This window comes from Myxococcus sp. AB025B, from assembly GCF_006518215.1.
Taxonomy (GTDB): domain Bacteria; phylum Myxococcota; class Myxococcia; order Myxococcales; family Myxococcaceae; genus Myxococcus; species Myxococcus fulvus.
The window spans coordinates 1-15,641 of record NZ_SRLW01000016.1 but is presented as its reverse complement, the minus strand read 5'-3'; the positions used below and the strand labels follow the sequence as shown (position 1 = coordinate 15,641).

Sequence of the window (15,641 nt, the reverse complement as noted above, 5' to 3'; positions counted from 1 at the left end):
AGACACAATGGCTCATGTCGACCATCACCTGACCGACAGTCACCGTCATCGCAGCACGCACTCCGGGCCGTTGCCCCTGTCGTCGGGCCTCAGGCCGCGAGCGCCTTCGCGCCGTCCCAGTCCTCCACCTCGTATAGGAAGCGCGAGCCCGTCATGAGCTTGCGGTTGGCGGAGGTGCTCTGCACGAAGACGACGTACTTCTCCAGGCTCGCGGGGCGGATGCGCACCGTCTCGCCCGGCGGCAGGCCCAGCATCTCCCGCGCCCGCTCGCCGCTGAAGAAGTCCCCCGTCTTGCGGTCCATGAGGATGACCTCCTTGTGGCCCTGGATGGTCTCCGGCTTGGTGAACTCGTAGAAGCCCCGGCCCGTCTTGAAGCCCAGGCCGTTCTCCTGGACGAAGGTCTTGATGGGCATGTCCGCGTCCACCTCCAGTGACTGGAAGCGGCCGGGAGGCACGGCGCGCAGGTCCGCCTCGCCGTAGACGGACGTGGGCGCGCGCCCGAGCATGGTGCTGAACAGGCCACTCAGGCTCCGGCTCATGCGGCCCTCGCGGGAGACCTCCGCCTCGTAGGCCAGGAGCTGGGCGTCCGACGCCTGCTTGTAGCAGACGGCCAGCAGCATGTCGGTGACGTGGGAGAACTGGTCCAGGCTCAGATGGAAGCCGCCCGACTTCTGGGCCAGCTCCCGGTAGAACGGCGTCGCGTGGCGGCGCGCCAGGGCCTGGACCCCGTACACGGGGATGCCCAGCCTACCCAGCGCGTCCACTTCCTTGCGCCAGTCCAGCCGCTTCGGATTGTCCGAGGGCGCGTGCGGCACGTCATCGCCAATCAACACGAAGGCGTGCTTGTAGCCCGCGGTCCATGAGAGGGATTGGGCCTCGTGCAGCACCAGCTCGTAGCACTCCGGCGCGTCGCCGCCGCCCGTCTGCCCCACCTTGTCCACGAACCGCACCACCGCGTTCACGTCGTCCGTGAGGTCGAGAATCTTCGTCACGTACGTCGAGCGCGCATCACAGTAGTCGCCGTGCGCGATGACACCGATGCGGATGCCCGGAATCTCCTTCATCAGCCGGGACACCGTGCCGTGCAGCTTCTTTCGGACCTGCGCGAGACAGGGATACATGCTGCCGGTGGTATCGAAGCTGAAGACAATCTCGACGCGATTATCGACGACGGACTTGCCCATTTCTTGGCTCCCCTCGTGTGCCGTGACGAGAGGAAGAATACGGGTGGGGTCTGACATTTTCGGGGCGCCGCAAGGGCCTACGTGAAGGATGGTTCCGGGCCCCTTTCCGACGCCAATCCTGGCGGGGTCCGCGTTGTCCTTGCGGGCTTCGAGGGGCCGTGCTGAAAAGCGCGCCACAGCCCCTGCCAGGGGCCCGGGGAGGACGTTGGTGGAGATCCAGAAGCCCTACCTGTTGTTCCTGGGGGATGTCCCCGACCAGCTCGCGGCGAAGACGGCGCAAGGCATCGTCGACTGGCGGCCGGACTGGTGCGTGGGGCAGCTGCGGCTGCCGGGCTGCAAGGCGGACTGTGGCCTCGACGACCTGGACATCGCGCAGGCGAAGGCGAAGGGCGCCCGGACGCTCATCGTCGGCGTGGCCAACGCGGGCGGCGTGCTGCCGGAGCACTGGGTGAGCAAGCTGGTGGAGGCACTGGACGCGGGGATGGACGTCGCCACGGGGCTGCACAAGCGGCTGTCCTCGTTCCCCGCCATCGCCGAGGCGGCCCGACGCAACGGCCGCGCGCTGCACGACGTGCGCATCCCCGACCAGGACTTCGCCACGGGCAAGGGCACCAAGCGTCAGGGATTGCGCCTGTTGACGGTGGGCACGGACTGCTCGGTGGGAAAGAAGTACACCGTGCTCGCGCTGGAGAAGGAGATGCGGGCGCGCGGCCTGAAGGCGGACTTCCGGGCCACGGGGCAGACGGGCATCTTCATCTCGGGCCGGGGCGTGGCCATCGACGCGGTGGTGTCCGACTTCGTCGCGGGCGCGGCCGAGTGGCTGTCCCCCGCCAACGACGCGGACCATTGGGATTTGGTGGAGGGGCAGGGTTCGCTGTTCCATCCCTCGTTCGCGGGCGTGACGCTGGGGCTGCTGCATGGCGCGCAGCCGGATGCCTTCATCGTCTGTCACGAGCCCACGCGCACGAAGATGCGCGGTGTCCAGCATGCGCTGCCCTCGATTCAAGCCGTCATCGAGCGCACCGTGCTGGAGGGACAGCTCACCAACCCCGCCATCCAGTGCACGGGGCTGGCCATCAACACCGAGCACCTGGACGAGGCCGAGGCCCTGGCGCTGCTGGAGCGCACCGGGCGCGAGCACGGACTGCCCTGCGTGGACCCCATCCGCACCGGTGTCGGGCCGCTCGTCGACGAGCTCTCGCGCCGCTTCCCCGTCCGGAGCTGAAGGCCCATGCGCAAGCTCACCGTCCGACACGAGAGCTGGCCCATCGCTGGCAGCTTCACCATCTCCCGGGGCTCGAAGACGAGCGCCGAGGTGGTGGTCGTGACGCTGGAGGAAGGCGGTGCCGTGGGGCGCGGCGAGTGTGTGCCCTATGCCCGCTATGGCGAGACGGTGCCGGGTGTCCTGGAGGCGCTGGAGGCCGCGCGGGCGCGCATCGAGGGCGGGCTGTCCCGGGAGGAGGTCCCCGAGGTGCTCGCGCCCAAGGCCGCGCGCAACGCGCTGGACTGCGCCCTGTGGGACTTGGAGGCGAAGCGGACCGGCAGGCCCGTCTGGGCGCTGCTGGGGATGCCCGAGCCCCGCCCGCTCGTCACCGCGTACACGCTGAGCCTGGACACGGCGGAGGCCATGGGCAGGGCCGCGGTGAAGTCCGCGCACCGGCCGCTGCTCAAGGTGAAGCTGGGACGCGGCAGCACGGAGGACCTGGAGCGCCTGAGGGCCATCCGCGAGGGAGCGCCGGCCAGCCGGCTCATCGTGGACGCCAACGAGGGCTGGAGCCCCGCGGAGCTGCCCGGCCTGCTGGATGCGTGCGCGAAGCTGGGGGTGGTGATGGTGGAGCAGCCCCTGCCCGCCTCGGACGACGAGGCCCTCAGGGGCCTGGGGCGCCCGGTGGCGGTGTGCGCCGACGAGTCCGCGCATGACCGGCACGGGCTGGCGGCGCTCGTGGGCAAGTACGACGCGCTCAACATCAAGCTCGACAAGACGGGAGGCCTCACCGAGGCCCTGGCCCTGGCCCGGGACGCGCGAGGGCACGGGCTGCAGCTCATGGTGGGCTGCATGGTGGCCACGTCCCTGTCCATGGCCCCCGCGGCCCTGGTGGCCCAGGACGCGGAGGTGGTGGACCTGGACGGTCCCCTGCTGCTGGCGAAGGACCGCGAGCCGGGCCTGCACTTCGAGGGCAACACCCTGTTCTGGCCGCCCCGGGAGTTGTGGGGCTGAAGCCGCGGGTGGGGCTTCGTCGCCCCGATGGCACCCGACGACAAGGGCCTCTTGCCCTGGGCGGGCCGGAAGCACAGCATGCGCGGCCACCGTGTCCGTGAACGCCACCCGCCCGAGTCCCCACCACACGTATACCGAGCGCCGCGCCGCCGCCCAGGCGGAGCTGTCCGTCCTGGACCGCATCAGCGCCCGCTACGCCAACCTGCGCACCGTGGCCGTCCTCGCCGCGGCCATCATCTCGGGCCTCATCCTCACCGGACGCCTTCCGAAGACGTGGTGGTGGGGCGCGCTCGGCTTCGTCGTCGTCTTCATCATCCTCGCCGTCATGCACCACCAGGTGTTCCGTCGCGAGGAGCGCCAGCGGCTCTACGTGACGCTCAACGAGCGGGGCCTGGCGCGCCTGGGACACGGCTGGCACGAGTTCACCGAGCAGGGTGAGCGCTTCGCCTCCCCCGCCCACCTCTACACGCCGGACCTGGACGTCTTCGGCCAGGGCAGCCTGTTCCAACTCCTCAACGAGACGGCCACCCGCGCCGGCGAGGAGCGGCTCGCCGCGTGGCTGTCCTCTCCCGCCTCACGGGAGGTCGTCGAGGCCCGACAGGGCGCCGCCCAGGAGCTGGCCCCGCGCGTGGACTTCCGCCAGGACCTCTGCGTGGACGCGCGCACGGTGGCCAAGGAGAAGGCGGACCCCGCGCTCTTCATCCAGTGGGCGGAAGCCGGCTCCTCGCTCGACTCCATCCGCTGGTCCCGTCCGCTGGCGGTGGTGCTGCCCGTCGTGACGCTCGCGCTCTTCATCCTGGGCGAGGTGGGCGTGATTCCCGGCGCATCCGTCTGGGCGGGCCTCATCGCGCAGCTCGCGCTGGCCGCTGCCACCCGCAAGACGCTCAAGCGGATGGACGACAACGTGGAGAAGGGCGAGCGGGGCTTCGCGCGGTATGCCCCCCTCTTCGAGCGCATCGAGAGCCAGCGCTTCGAGCATCCCCTGCTGCGCCAGCTCCAGGCGGGCCTCCAACAGCAGGGCGAGCCGCCGGTGTCCTCGCACTTCCGTCGCTTCAGCCAGCTCTTCTCGCTCATCGAGTTCAAGCGGCACCAGTTCCACCCCATCGTGCACTGGCTCACGCTCTGGGACATCCACGCGCTGTTCGCCCTGGAGAACTGGCGCGAGAAGCACGGCACCCGCGTGCGGCACTGGTTCGAGGCGCTCGCGGAGCTGGAGGCCCTGTCCTGCGTCGCCGGGCTCGCGCATGACCGCCCCGCCTTCGCCTGGCCCACGCTGGTGAAGGAGGGCCCCATCGTCGAGGCGACGAAGCTGGGCCACCCGCTGCTGGACGCGCCCGTGCCCAATGACGTGTCCCTCCCCGGCCCCTCGCACGCGTTGATCATCACCGGCTCCAACATGAGCGGGAAGACGACGCTGATGCGCGCGGTGGGCGCCAACGTGGTGCTCGCGCTCGCGGGGGCGCCGGTGGCCGCGGCGTCGTTCCGCCTGTCACCGCTGCATGTGCTCACCAGCATGCGGGTGAAGGACTCGCTGGAGCGCGGCGTTTCGTACTTCTACGCGGAGGTGCAGCGCATCAAGGCCGTGCTGGACGCGGCGCGCGCGGCGAACGGCCAGGCCCTGTTCCTGCTCGACGAAATCCTGCTGGGCACCAACACCCGGGAGCGCCAGCTCGCCTCGCGCGAGGTGCTGCGCCTGCTGCTCGCCACGGGCGCCAGCGGCGCGGTGACGACGCATGACCTGTCGCTCACCTCGCTCGCCGAGGAGACCACGAACGCGAAGGTCCGCAACGTCCACTTCAGGGACCACCTGGAGGAGGGACAGATGGTGTTCGACTACACGCTGCGGGAAGGCGTGGTGGACACCACCAACGCGCTGCGCGTGCTGCGACTCGCCGGTGTCCCCGTGGACGACCCCGAGGCGCCCGAGCGTCGGAAGTAGGCCCGCTCCACCCCGCCGCCCGTTCTCCGGGCGCGCAGCCCCTGCTCGCCATCACCGCCTGCCCTGCGTCCGGCCCCTGTCTTCGAGTCCAATCCCTTCGTGAGGTGCTGAGCACCCGCTGGCGCGAATCATGTCGGACGAGCTCCGCCTCCGCGTGCCCATCGCACGACCGCTCCCGCGCCCGACCATCATCGGCTCACGTGGCGCTCGAGCCACGGTCCATGGAGGAACTGATGATGAACCACGCGCTCCACGCGGTCCTGTCCACCCTGTTCATGGCGACCCTCTTGCTGGCCCCGGCCAGCCGTGCGCAGCCCGTGGCCCTCACCTGCCCGGGCACCTTGAGGGTCAACTACGCGCCCGGGCTCTCGAACACCCCTCGGCTCATCACCGTCGACTCGAAGGCGCTCTACGGCCCCTGCACGGGGCTCCCCCTGGGGCTCGTGTCCGCGAGTCTCGATACGTTCGCGCAGACCCCACTTTCGTGTGGCCTGCTCGAGAACGGAAACCTGTCCCTCACACTGAAGTGGAACGACGGGACCTACAGCACGGGGCAGGGTCGAGCCCTCCTGCGCGCCGCGCCCCTGGGAGAGGTTGTCATCGCAACGGAGTCCACGGTGACCGAGGGCCGCTTCGTGGGCGCCACGGTGGTCGTCACCTCCACCCTGCTCCAGACGGACTTTCTCGCATGCTCGACGCCCCAGGGCGTCACCTCCGTCGCGGGCCCGTCCGTCCTCGTCATCACCCGCCTCTTCTGAGGTCTCCGAACGAAAACGGGCCCCGGGAAGCGCTTCCCCGGGGCCCGTGAACTTTCAGGAGCGCGCGGCGATTACTTCGCCAGCTCGATGAGCGCCGCGGCGCCCATGCCGCCACCGATGCACATGGTGACGACGCCGTAGCGGCCGTTGCGGCGCTTGAGCTCGCGCAGAATCGTCGCGACCAGCCGCGCACCGGACACGCCCAGCGGGTGACCCAGGGCGATGGCGCCGCCGTTCGGGTTCACCTTGTCCTCCGGGATGCCCAGCTCACGGATGCAGTACAGCGCCTGCGGAGCGAAGGCCTCGTTCAGCTCGAAGACGTCGATGTCCTTCACCTCGAGCTTGTTCTTCGCCAGGAGCTTGCGCACCGCGGGCACGGGGCCGATGCCCATGACCTCCGGAGGCACGCCCGCGACGGCGAAGTCCACGAAGTAGCCCAGCGGCTTGACGCCCAGCTCCTTCGCCTTCTCCTCGCTCATCACCACCGCCGCCGCCGCGCCGTCCGTCAGCGGCGACGCGTTGCCGGCCGTCACCACGCCCTTGGCGTTGAACGCCGGGCGCAGCTTGCCCAGGCCCTCGGCCGTCGTCTCCGGACGCAGGATGGTGTCCACCGACACCGTCACCGTCTGCGCGTTGCCCTCCTCGTCGTAGACGGTGGTGGTGACCGGGACGATCTCCTCCTTGAACTTCCCCGTCTCCCGAGCCGTCGCCGCGCGGCGCTGGCTCTCGGCGGCGAACTTGTCGGAGTCCGCACGCGACACGTTGTGACGCGAGGCGATGTTCTCCGCCGTCACACCCATGGAGCTGTAGATCTCCGGGTGGTTCGCCATGATGTCCGGGTTGGCGCTGACCTTGTTGCCGCCCATGGGCACCATCGTCATGGACTCGGTGCCACCACCGATGCCCACCTGGATGTGGCCCGCCTGGATGGCCGCCGCAATCTGCGCGATGGCCTGCGTCCCGGACGAACAGAAGCGGTTGATGGTCATCGCCGGGACGTCGACCGGCAGACCCGCCAGCAGCGTGGCCTGACGCGCCACGTTCATGCCCTGCTCGGCCTCCGGCATGGCACAGCCCAGGACGACGTCCTCGACGTCCGACGGCTTCAGGCCGGGGACCTGCGCCACGGCCTCCTTGATGGCGACGGCCGCCAGGGTATCCGGCCGCGTGTCCTTGAACTCTCCCTTGTGCGCGCGGGTGAACGGCGTGCGGACCGCGCTGGCAATCACGACTCGACCAGGCATCTTGATGTCTCCTTGCCCGGGTAACACCCGGGCATGCAGCGAAATTTATGTCGTCGCCAATGAGTACCGGCCGGCCGTCAATTCCGCAGCGGCTTGCCCTTTTCGATCATGTGCGTCAGGCGGTCCTGGGTCTTCTCCTCGCCGCACAGGCTCAGGAAGGCCTCGGCCTCCAGCTCGAGCAGCTTCTCCTCGGTGACCAGCGCCGAGGTGCTGGTGTCGCCGCCGGTGAGCACGCGCGCCAGCTTCTGGCCGATCTTGCGGTCGTGCGCGCTGACCTGCCCGTTCATCTCCATGTCGTACAGCATCATGTCGATGGTGGCGTAGCCGCTGGGGCCGCCCAGCCGGAAGCGCGAGGGACGCGGCGCGCGGAAGCCCGCGTCCGCCATGCCCAGCACGCGCGCCTTCGCGTCCGACAGGAGGAAGTCGCGGTTGGCGCTGATGCCGTCCGCCTGCGTGAGTAAGCCCGCCTCGCGCGCCTCCTCGGCGCTGGTGGCGACCTTCGCCGTGCCGATGGACAGGAACACCTTCTTGAGGAAGGGGAACGGATCGAAGTCCTTGTCCGTGGAGTATGCGCCGTAGACGTTGCGCAAGAGCTGCATGTTGCCGCCGCCGCCGGGGATGAGGCCCACGCCCACCTCGACGAGGCCCATGTACAGCTCGGCGCTCGCCTGCACCGCGTTGCCGCCCATGGTCACCTCGGCGCCGCCGCCGAGCGTGAGGTTGAAGGGCGCCGTCACCACCGGCACCGGGCTGTAGCGCATGCGCTGGTTGGCCGCCTGGAACGACGTCACCAGCTTGCGGATGTCCTCGTACTGGCCGCTCTTCGCCGCCCACACCAGCGCGACGATGTTCGCGCCCGCGGAGAAGTTGGCGCCGTCGTTGCCGATGACGAGGCCCTTGAAGTTCTTCTCCGTCTCGTCCAGCGCCGTGTGCATCATCTCGATGATCTGGTCATCGATGGAGTTCATCTTCGTGTGGAACTCCAGCAGCGTGGCGCCGTCGCCCAGGTCCCACAGGGTGGCGGAGTCGTTGCCGGCGACCTTCTTGTTGCCGCGCTTGAGGTACTCCACGCGCTGGGTGCGCGCGTTCTCCGGCACCACCTTCACGGACTTCGTGGGGATGTCCCAGTACGTGTCCTTGCCGCCCTCCACGCCGTAGAAGGACTCGCGGCCCGTGGCCAGCATGTCCTCCACCCACTTCGCCGGCTTGAGGCCCAGCTCCTTCATCCGCGCGACGCCCTTCTTCACGCCGTACGCGTCCCAGACCTCGAAGGGGCCCAGGTCCCACCCGAAGCCCCAGCGCACGCCGCGGTCCACGTTGACCACGTCGTCGGCGATCTCGGGGATGCGGCGGCTGGTGTACGCGAGCACATCCAGCGTCACCTGCTCGGCGAACTTGGCGGCCTTGTCCGTGCCGTTCATGACGACGGCGACGCGCTCCTTGACGTTCTCCACCTCGCGGGCGGCGCCCAGCGACTCGAAGCGCACCTTGCCCTGCGGGCGGTACTCGAGCGTCTTCAGGTCGAGCGCCAGGATCTCCTTCCCGCCGGAGCTCTTGTCCTTCTTGTAGAAGCCGCCGCCGCTCTTGTCGCCCAGCATCCCCTTCTCCACCATCTTCTGGAGGAAGCCGGGGATGGCGAAGACCTCACGCTCCTCGTCCTGCGTCAGCGTGTCGTAACAGTTCTTCGACACGTGGACGAAGGTGTCCAGACCGACGATGTCCGCGGTGCGGAACACGGCCGACTTGGGGCGCCCCATGGCCGGGCCGAAGATCTTGTCCACCTCCTCGATGGACAGCTCCGCGGGGCCCATGGCCGCGATGGTGCGCATCATCCCGTACACGCCGATGCGGTTCGCGATGAAGTTGGTGGTGTCCTTTCCGTAGACGATGCCCTTGCCGAGCACCTCTTCGCCAAAGCGGTGGATGGCCTTCATCACCGCCGGGTCCGTGTCCTTGCCGGCCACGAGCTCCAGGAGCTTCATGTAGCGGACCGGGTTGAAGAAGTGCGTGACGAGGAAGTTCTTCTTGAAGGCCTCGCCCCGGCCCTCGGTCATCCCGACAATCGACATGCCGGAGGTGTTCGAGGAGATGATGGCGTCCTTGCGGGCGTGCTGCTCCACCTTGGCGAAGAGCGCCTGCTTGACGGCCAGGTCCTCCTTCACCACCTCGATGACCCAGTCGCACTCGGAGATGCGCGACAGGTCGTCCTCGAAGTTGCCCACCTCGATGGCGGTGAACACCTGCTCGGACATGATGGGGCTGGGCTTCTGCTTGCGCATGTTGGCCAGCGCCCCGAGGGCGAACTTGTTGCGGAAGGCCTTGGTCGAGGTGTCCTCGCCCGGTGCGGCCTTCGGCGGAACGATGTCCAGGAGGAGCGCGCGCACGCCCGAGTTGGCCAGATGGGCGGCGATGCCGCTGCCCATCACTCCGGCGCCCAGCACAGCTACCTTGCGGATCCGCGTCGTCATTGGGGAAGGCTCCCTTGCTCTTGTGGGAAGGAGGGGACTGCACAAATGTAGGCGATTGACCCGAAAGTCAATCGGTTCAGCGGGTGGGAGCACTCGCCACCCGGCGCGCCAGGGACTACAAACCGGACCTCCATGGCTCGCCCCGACCCGCACTCGTACAACGACAGCACGCAGCCCGAGACGGAAACCCTGGACTGGAGGGCCCGCGTCGACTTCCGCACGCGAAGGCTGCACGCCGAGGCCACCCTGACGCTGAAGGAAGCGTCCGCCGGTCCCCTCGACCTGGACACCCGGGACCTGGAGATTCTCAGAGTCGTAGATGGCAATGGTCGCCCCTTGCCCTACATCCTCGCGCCGCCCGAGCCGATCCTGGGGAGCAGGCTCCGCGTGGAGCTGCCCCAGGGGGTGCGCCAGCTGACGGTGCACTACCGCACGTCCCCCACCGCGAGCGCGCTGCAGTGGCTGACGCCCTCGCAGACGGCGGGCGGGCAGCACCCGTTCCTCTACAGCCAGTGCCAGGCCATCCACGCGCGAAGCCTCGTCCCGCTGCAGGACACGCCGCGCATCCGCATCCGCTACCGCGCGTCGCTGCGCGTGCCCAAGGCGCTCAAGGCCGTCATGGCCGCGAGCTTCGTCGGCCGCGAGGAGCACGGCGTGGAGGCGGAGGAGCACTACGAGATGCCGCAGCCGGTGCCTCCGTACCTGCTCGCCTTCGCGGTGGGCAGCCTCGCGCCGAAGGAGCTGGGGCCGCGCTCGCGGGTGTGGGCGGAGCCGGAGCTGCTCGAGGACGCGGCGGAGGAGTTCTCCGGCGTGGACGACATGCTGCGCGCCGCCGAGTCACTCTTCGGGCCGTACGACTGGGAGCGGTTTGACCTGCTCACCATGCCTCCGTCGTTCCCGTACGGCGGCATGGAGAACCCGCGGCTGACGTTCCTCACGCCCACGCTGATTGCCGGCGACAAGAGCCTGGTCAACGTGGTGGCGCATGAGCTGGCGCACTCGTGGACGGGCAACCTCGTGACGAACGCGTCCGCGGAGCACTTCTGGCTCAACGAGGGCTTCACCGTGTTCGCCGAGCGCCGCATCCTGGAGGCGCTGGCGGGCAAGGAGGTGGCCGCGCTGCACGGGGCGCTGGGGCGACGCGCGCTGGAAGAGGCGATGCACCACTTCCGCGAGCACCCGCACCTGACGGCGCTGCGCACGCACCTGACGGGCGTGGACCCGGACGAGGCCTTCTCCCAGATTCCGTACGAGAAGGGCTACCTGTTCCTGCGCGCGCTGGAGGACGCGGTGGGCCGCGAGACGTTCGACGGCTTCCTGCGCCGCTACCTGGCCACGTACCGCTTCCGCGCGCTCACCACCGAGGAGTTCATCGCCTTCACCGAGCGCGAGCTGCCCGGGGCCCTGGCCAAGGTGGACGCGGACGCGTACCTGCAGCGGCCCGGCATCCCCGGCGGCGCGCCCTCCCCTCGCTCCAGCCGGCTGGAGACGCTCCTGCGCCTGCGTGGCACCGTGCCGTCGAAGGACGCGGTGAAGGACTGGACGCCCGCGGAGTGGCAGCTCTTCCTGGAGTGGCTGCCGTCGGACGCGCCGCGCGACCTGTTCCGCCAGCTGGACGAGCGCTTCGAGCTGACGAAGAGCCGCAACTCGGAGGTGCTGGTGGCGTGGCTGGTGGCGGCCCTGCGCGCGGGCTGGGAGCCGGCGGTGGCGCGCACCGAGGTCTTCCTGGGCGAGGTGGGCCGCATGAAGTACCTCAAGCCCCTGTACGGCGTGCTCAGCGCGTCCCGCGAGCACAAGCCGCTGGCGCGCTCGCTCTTCCAGCAGCACCAGGAGCGCTACCACCCCATCGCCCGGCAGGGCGTGGAGCTCATCCTCTCCCGCGCCTGAGGAAGGCGCGGGGAGGAGGACGACGGACTACTTCGCCGACTGCGCCTTCAGGCGCTTCTCGGACAGGTCCAGGTACTTCTCGTCCATGTCGATGCCCACGTAGCGGCGGCCCAGCTTGAGGGCCGCCACGCCCGTGGTGCCGCTGCCGTTGAAGGGATCCAGAATCAGCGCGTCCTCGGGGGTGCTCGCCTCGATGATGCGCTCCAGCAGGGCCACGGGCTTCTGCGTGGGGTGGCTGCCGTGGGCCTTCTCCTCACCGCCGCGCGGGACGGTGAGCGTCCACAGCCGGCCCTCGCCGTCGTCGGTGACTTCCGCGTCGCCGGAGGGCGGCAGCACCCACGCGTCGCGCATCTGCTTGCCGCCGTTGTCCGACTTCATCTTCTTGTAGTTGAAGACGTGCTGCAGCTTGCCGCCCGACTTCGGCGAGGCCCAGATGAGCAGCTCCGTCGAGTGGGTGAAGTAGCGGCAGGCCAGGTTCGGGCTGGCGTTGGGCTTGAACCAGGTGACGGTGTTGAGCAGCTTGTAGCCGAGCTTCTGCATGGCGAAGCCGGCGTTGAAGATGACGTGCTGGGTGCCGCTGACCCAGAGCGTGCCGGTGGGCTTGAGCAGCCGCTGGCAGGCCTCGAGCCACGCCGTGGTGAAGGCGTGGTCCTCCTCCACCCCGCGCGACACGTCCCAGTTGCCCTTCTTCACCGCGACGCGCTTGCCACCCTTGCAGGTGGTGCCACCGTTGGAGAGGAAGTACGGCGGGTCGGCGAAGATCATGTCGAACGTCTGGGGCTCGAACTGCTTCAAGAGCTCCAGGCTGTCCCCGTGCAGGAGCGTCCAGGCGTCGCCCTTCGCGTGCACGCTCTCGTTGAGGGAGCGCCGGACAATCTTCAGGTCAGGGGCAGCAGCTTCAGCCAACATCACGCCTCCGTCGGACTCTTCGTCGTGGGACGCGGCGGAATGTGCGGTGACTTGAGTGCTACGTCTAATTTCTGGCCTGTAGCACCCTGAAATTTGACCCGGGGCACTTGCCGTGGAAACGACTCGAGCAGGGCGGGAGCGCCTCCAGTGAGGCCCTCCGACACCCTGCTCGACGGTGCTGCGAATGGCTGTCACGCGGCGAGCGCGCGACGGCTGGAATCAGGCCTTGGCCTTCTTGCCCTTGGCGGCCGGGACGGCGATGGCGCCCTCGGCGGCGGCGGTCTCCGTGGGGTTCGCCGCGTACTTCTTGCGGAAGCGGTCGATGCGGCCGGCCGTGTCCACGAGCTTGTACTTGCCCGTGAAGAAGGGGTGGCAGTTCGAGCAGATTTCCACCGAGAACGAGCCGCGGGTGGAGTGGGTCTCGACGATGTTGCCGCACGCGCAGGTGATGCGGGACGGCGGATAGACGGGATGCACTTCCGGCTTCATGACGCTCTCCAGGGTGCCTTGCCCCCAGCCGCCCACGGCAGGGAGGTCCGGCACTGTAATGGCCGGCGCTTATAACGGCGCGCCGACCGGGGCACAAGACCAGCGCGGCTCAGTGGGCCGCCGAGCCCGGGGGCTCGACACGTTCCACCGCCTTCTGGACGACCGGGTCCGCCGGTACGTCACCGCCGAGCTGGATGTACGACAATAGATGCGTCCGGGCCGAGGGCGTTGCGCCGCCCGCCAACGTCTTCTCCAGGGACTGGCGTCGGGTCTCCAGGCTGGCGACCGAGGCCTCGAGCGCCCGCTTCTGCGCCTCGTCCTTCAGCTGGCCCAGCCGCTCCTTCGCCCGGGCGAGGTTCGACTCGACGATGCGCAGGCTGTCGCGGGTGCGCTCGCGCTCGGAGACGTCCACGAAGCGGCCGGGGCCGTCGATGGACAGCTCCAGCTTCGCGACCTGGCGGCCCCGCTCACCCGGAGGAACCACCGTGGTGAGCCCCACGCGCTGGGCGATGCCGGAGCCGCGGCCCTCGTGTGACTGCATCACGAAGTCCACGCCCTCCAGCTCCCCGGCGAGCGCGAGCAGGTCGTTGTAGGGCACGGCGGCCAGCAGGATGACCAGGTCCACCTTCTGCTCGCGCAGGCGCTTGACCTCGGCGGTGACGGCGGGGAGCACGGGCAGCCCCTGCCTCTGGACCGAGGCGGCCTTGCCCTGGGCGAGGGGCTCCATGGGCTCCGGCTGGGTGGTGGCCGGCGACGCGCCCACGAGGCCCACCTTCAGCCCTCCCACCTGCGTCACCATCGACGCGGGGAACAGCAGCTTGCCCTGCGCGTCCGCGAGGTTCGCGGACAGCAGCTTCAGCTTCGACTTGCGCGACTGCTTGAGCAGGAAGTCCACGCCCAGCGACAAATCGCGCGTGCCCACGGCCATGGCGGTGGTGCCCTGCGCGTTCATCTGCGCGAACACCAGCTCGGCGCGCGCGCGGGCATCCGGGGCCGCACCGCTGTCCCGGCTCTTGAAGAGCGCGTTGCCCGCGTCCAACACGAGGACCGGCACGCCCTTCGCGCGCTCCTTCTCTAGCGTGACTTTTCTTCTGGCCAGACCGCCAGACGGGTTGTGTCGTCAACCACAGGGGGCGACTTCGCCCCCATTGTCTCCAGTGAAGAGGAGCACGAGCTGCTTGGGCGCGGCCCCCGCGACGAGCGGGAGCAGCAGCGCGGCCAGCAGGGCGAGCCCGGGCAGGCGCAGGCTCACTTCTTGCCCCCCTTCTTCGCGGGCGCCTTCGCCTTGTCCAGCTCGGCGATGCGCTCCTTGGCCGTCTTGGCGGCACCGGACTTGGGGTAGCTCTTGACCAGCTCCTCGAGCGCCAGGCGCGACTCGTCCTTCATCTTGAGCTGGGCGAAGCACTCCGAGGAGCGCAGGTACGCATCCGGCGCGGAGGGCGTCTTCGGGTGGTCCTGCACCACCTTGCCGTACTCGAAGAGGGCCTCGCGGCACTTGGACTCGGAGAAGTACGTCTCGCCCAGGCCGTAGTGGGCCTCGCCCACGAGCGCGTCCTTGGACCACTTCTTCATCAGCTCGTTGAAGAGCTGACGCGCCACGAGCAGCTCGCCGGCCTTGGCGCGCTCCTGCGCGAGCGCGAGGAAGTCCTTGGGGTTGGTGGGGCGCTGGAGCTCCTCGGCCTTCTTCTTGGCCTCGGCCTCCTTCACCGCGGCGGCGCCCTGCATGGCGAGCAGCTTCTGGTCCTGGGCACCGAGCGCCGTCTCCAGCTCGGTGATTTTATGGAGGTAGGTCTCCACCTGGCCGCGCAGCTGGGACAGGTCCTCCATCGTCTTCTGGAGCTGGATGCCGATGTCCGCGTCCTTGCGGCGCGCGGCGGTGTCCAGGCCGTCCAGGGCCTTGGTGACCTCGGCGACCTTCTCGTCGATCTTCGGCAGGACGATGGCGAGCTGCGCGCGCGCCTCCTTCAACTCCGTCTGCATCTGCGCGGAGTCGGTGCCGAGCCGATCGACCTTCGCCTCGAGGGCGCGGCCGCGGTCCGCGGGATAGAAACAGCCAGGGAGCGCTACCAGCAGCGCGAACAGGACGAGCCTTCGCATGGGGCCGGCATCTTAGGGCCAAATCGGCGCGTCGTCCGGACTTCTCGCCAAGGGGGCGGCTAGCGGGGCCCGCCCAGGGGCTCCAGGCGGCCGGCCGCGTGCGCGCACGCCACCCGCAGGCGGCTGGGGTTGAGGAAGAAGGGCACCGGCCGGGCGCGGCCCTCCTCCAGGGCGACCAGGGCCCGGCGGTACTCGGCGGCCGCCTCGAGGGGGCGGCGGCACTGCTCCAAGAGCAGGGCCAGCAGGTAGCGGGCGGCCGCATGGTCGGGGTCCAGCTGGAGACACTGGCGCAGGTCGCGCTCCGCCACCGCGTCCGACACGCCCGACGCGGCGCCGTCCAGCACGCAGGCGAAGAGCAGGTCCGCCTCGGCGAAGGCGGGGGCCAGCGGAGGGGCCTCGAGCGGGGTCGCCGAGGCGGACGGCGCCGAGCCCCGGGAGGGTCCCGTGG

General features: G+C 69.5%; 13 protein-coding genes and 1 pseudogene. 5 read left to right on the top strand and 9 right to left on the bottom strand.

Going from position 1 to position 15,641, the window contains the following annotated elements; translation table 11 throughout:
* Positions 1-89: 89 nt before the first annotated feature.
* On the bottom strand, positions 90-1,184 hold the full coding sequence (locus FL311_RS04410; RefSeq protein ID WP_194869051.1) for a vWA domain-containing protein: 1,095 nt from the start codon (positions 1,182-1,184) through the stop codon (positions 90-92).
* 208 nt (positions 1,185-1,392) lie between these two features.
* Here FL311_RS04410 and dgcN point away from each other — a divergent pair, with 208 nt between their 5' ends.
* The 4 genes from dgcN (at position 1,393) to FL311_RS04390 (ending at position 6,099) form a co-directional block, all read left to right on the top strand.
* Positions 1,393-2,409, top strand: a complete 1,017-nt coding sequence (dgcN, locus tag FL311_RS04405; protein WP_141323686.1) for an N-acetyltransferase DgcN — start codon at positions 1,393-1,395, stop codon at positions 2,407-2,409.
* Between the two features lie 6 nt (positions 2,410-2,415).
* Positions 2,416-3,402, top strand: a complete 987-nt coding sequence (gene dgcA / locus FL311_RS04400) for an N-acetyl-D-Glu racemase DgcA (RefSeq protein ID WP_141323684.1) — start codon at positions 2,416-2,418, stop codon at positions 3,400-3,402.
* Between the two features lie 91 nt (positions 3,403-3,493).
* The gene (locus FL311_RS04395) at positions 3,494-5,341 is read left to right on the top strand and encodes a DNA mismatch repair protein MutS (protein ID WP_141323682.1); all 1,848 of its coding nucleotides are present in this window, start codon (positions 3,494-3,496) and stop codon (positions 5,339-5,341) included.
* Between the two features lie 221 nt (positions 5,342-5,562).
* On the top strand, positions 5,563-6,099 hold the full coding sequence (locus FL311_RS04390; RefSeq protein WP_141323680.1) for a hypothetical protein: 537 nt from the start codon (positions 5,563-5,565) through the stop codon (positions 6,097-6,099).
* A 71-nt stretch (positions 6,100-6,170) separates the two neighbouring features.
* Here the strand turns inward: FL311_RS04390 and FL311_RS04385 are convergent, their stop codons facing one another.
* Complete coding sequence (locus FL311_RS04385; RefSeq protein WP_141323678.1) at positions 6,171-7,343, bottom strand: thiolase family protein; 1,173 nt, start codon at positions 7,341-7,343, stop codon at positions 6,171-6,173.
* Positions 7,344-7,420: 77 nt separating this feature from the next.
* Positions 7,421-9,811 (bottom strand): 3-hydroxyacyl-CoA dehydrogenase/enoyl-CoA hydratase family protein, encoded by a 2,391-nt coding sequence (locus FL311_RS04380; protein WP_141323676.1) that lies wholly within the window; start codon positions 9,809-9,811, stop codon positions 7,421-7,423.
* A gap of 132 nt (positions 9,812-9,943) precedes the next feature.
* Between FL311_RS04380 and FL311_RS04375 the strand changes: the two genes are divergently transcribed.
* Positions 9,944-11,698 (top strand): M1 family metallopeptidase, encoded by a 1,755-nt coding sequence (locus tag FL311_RS04375; protein WP_141323674.1) that lies wholly within the window; start codon positions 9,944-9,946, stop codon positions 11,696-11,698.
* 27 nt (positions 11,699-11,725) lie between these two features.
* On the opposite strand, the gene FL311_RS04370 is transcribed toward FL311_RS04375, so the two are convergent.
* The 6 genes and pseudogenes from FL311_RS04370 to FL311_RS04350 form a co-directional block, all read right to left on the bottom strand.
* The gene (locus FL311_RS04370) at positions 11,726-12,607 is read right to left on the bottom strand and encodes a site-specific DNA-methyltransferase (RefSeq protein ID WP_141323724.1); all 882 of its coding nucleotides are present in this window, start codon (positions 12,605-12,607) and stop codon (positions 11,726-11,728) included.
* A gap of 219 nt (positions 12,608-12,826) precedes the next feature.
* Positions 12,827-13,096, bottom strand: coding sequence for a 50S ribosomal protein L31 (gene rpmE, locus FL311_RS04365; protein WP_141323673.1), 270 nt, complete (start codon positions 13,094-13,096; stop codon positions 12,827-12,829).
* A 109-nt stretch (positions 13,097-13,205) separates the two neighbouring features.
* Positions 13,206-14,150 carry a 5'-nucleotidase gene (locus FL311_RS04360; protein WP_141323671.1) on the bottom strand — a complete coding sequence of 315 codons (945 nt, stop codon included), beginning with the start codon at positions 14,148-14,150 and terminating at the stop codon, positions 13,206-13,208.
* A gap of 66 nt (positions 14,151-14,216) precedes the next feature.
* Positions 14,217-14,348: a hypothetical protein gene (locus FL311_RS45890; RefSeq protein WP_255510303.1), complete on the bottom strand. Its 132-nt coding sequence runs from the start codon at positions 14,346-14,348 to the stop codon at positions 14,217-14,219.
* The gene (locus FL311_RS04355; protein WP_141323669.1) at positions 14,345-15,193 is read right to left on the bottom strand and encodes a tetratricopeptide repeat protein; all 849 of its coding nucleotides are present in this window, start codon (positions 15,191-15,193) and stop codon (positions 14,345-14,347) included. The genes FL311_RS45890 and FL311_RS04355 overlap by 4 nt, the downstream gene beginning before the upstream one ends.
* Positions 15,194-15,252: 59 nt before the next feature.
* Positions 15,253-15,641: pseudogene (locus FL311_RS04350) on the bottom strand (chemotaxis protein CheR); the annotation flags it as partial.

What these genes read in the sequence shown, in the direction of transcription:
- FL311_RS04410 (WP_194869051.1), bottom strand. Translation starts at nt 1,184, where the DNA reads ATGGGCAAGTCCGTCGTCGATAATCGCGTCGAGATTGTCTTCAGCTTC.
- dgcA (WP_141323684.1), top strand. Translation starts at nt 2,416, where the DNA reads ATGCGCAAGCTCACCGTCCGACACGAGAGCTGGCCCATCGCTGGCAGC.
- FL311_RS04390 (WP_141323680.1), top strand. Translation starts at nt 5,563, where the DNA reads ATGGAGGAACTGATGATGAACCACGCGCTCCACGCGGTCCTGTCCACC.
- FL311_RS04385 (WP_141323678.1), bottom strand. Translation starts at nt 7,343, where the DNA reads ATGCCTGGTCGAGTCGTGATTGCCAGCGCGGTCCGCACGCCGTTCACC.
- FL311_RS04380 (WP_141323676.1), bottom strand. Translation starts at nt 9,811, where the DNA reads ATGACGACGCGGATCCGCAAGGTAGCTGTGCTGGGCGCCGGAGTGATG.
- FL311_RS04375 (WP_141323674.1), top strand. Translation starts at nt 9,944, where the DNA reads ATGGCTCGCCCCGACCCGCACTCGTACAACGACAGCACGCAGCCCGAG.
- FL311_RS04370 (WP_141323724.1), bottom strand. Translation starts at nt 12,607, where the DNA reads ATGTTGGCTGAAGCTGCTGCCCCTGACCTGAAGATTGTCCGGCGCTCC.
- rpmE (WP_141323673.1), bottom strand. Translation starts at nt 13,096, where the DNA reads ATGAAGCCGGAAGTGCATCCCGTCTATCCGCCGTCCCGCATCACCTGC.
- FL311_RS04355 (WP_141323669.1), bottom strand. Translation starts at nt 15,193, where the DNA reads ATGCGAAGGCTCGTCCTGTTCGCGCTGCTGGTAGCGCTCCCTGGCTGT.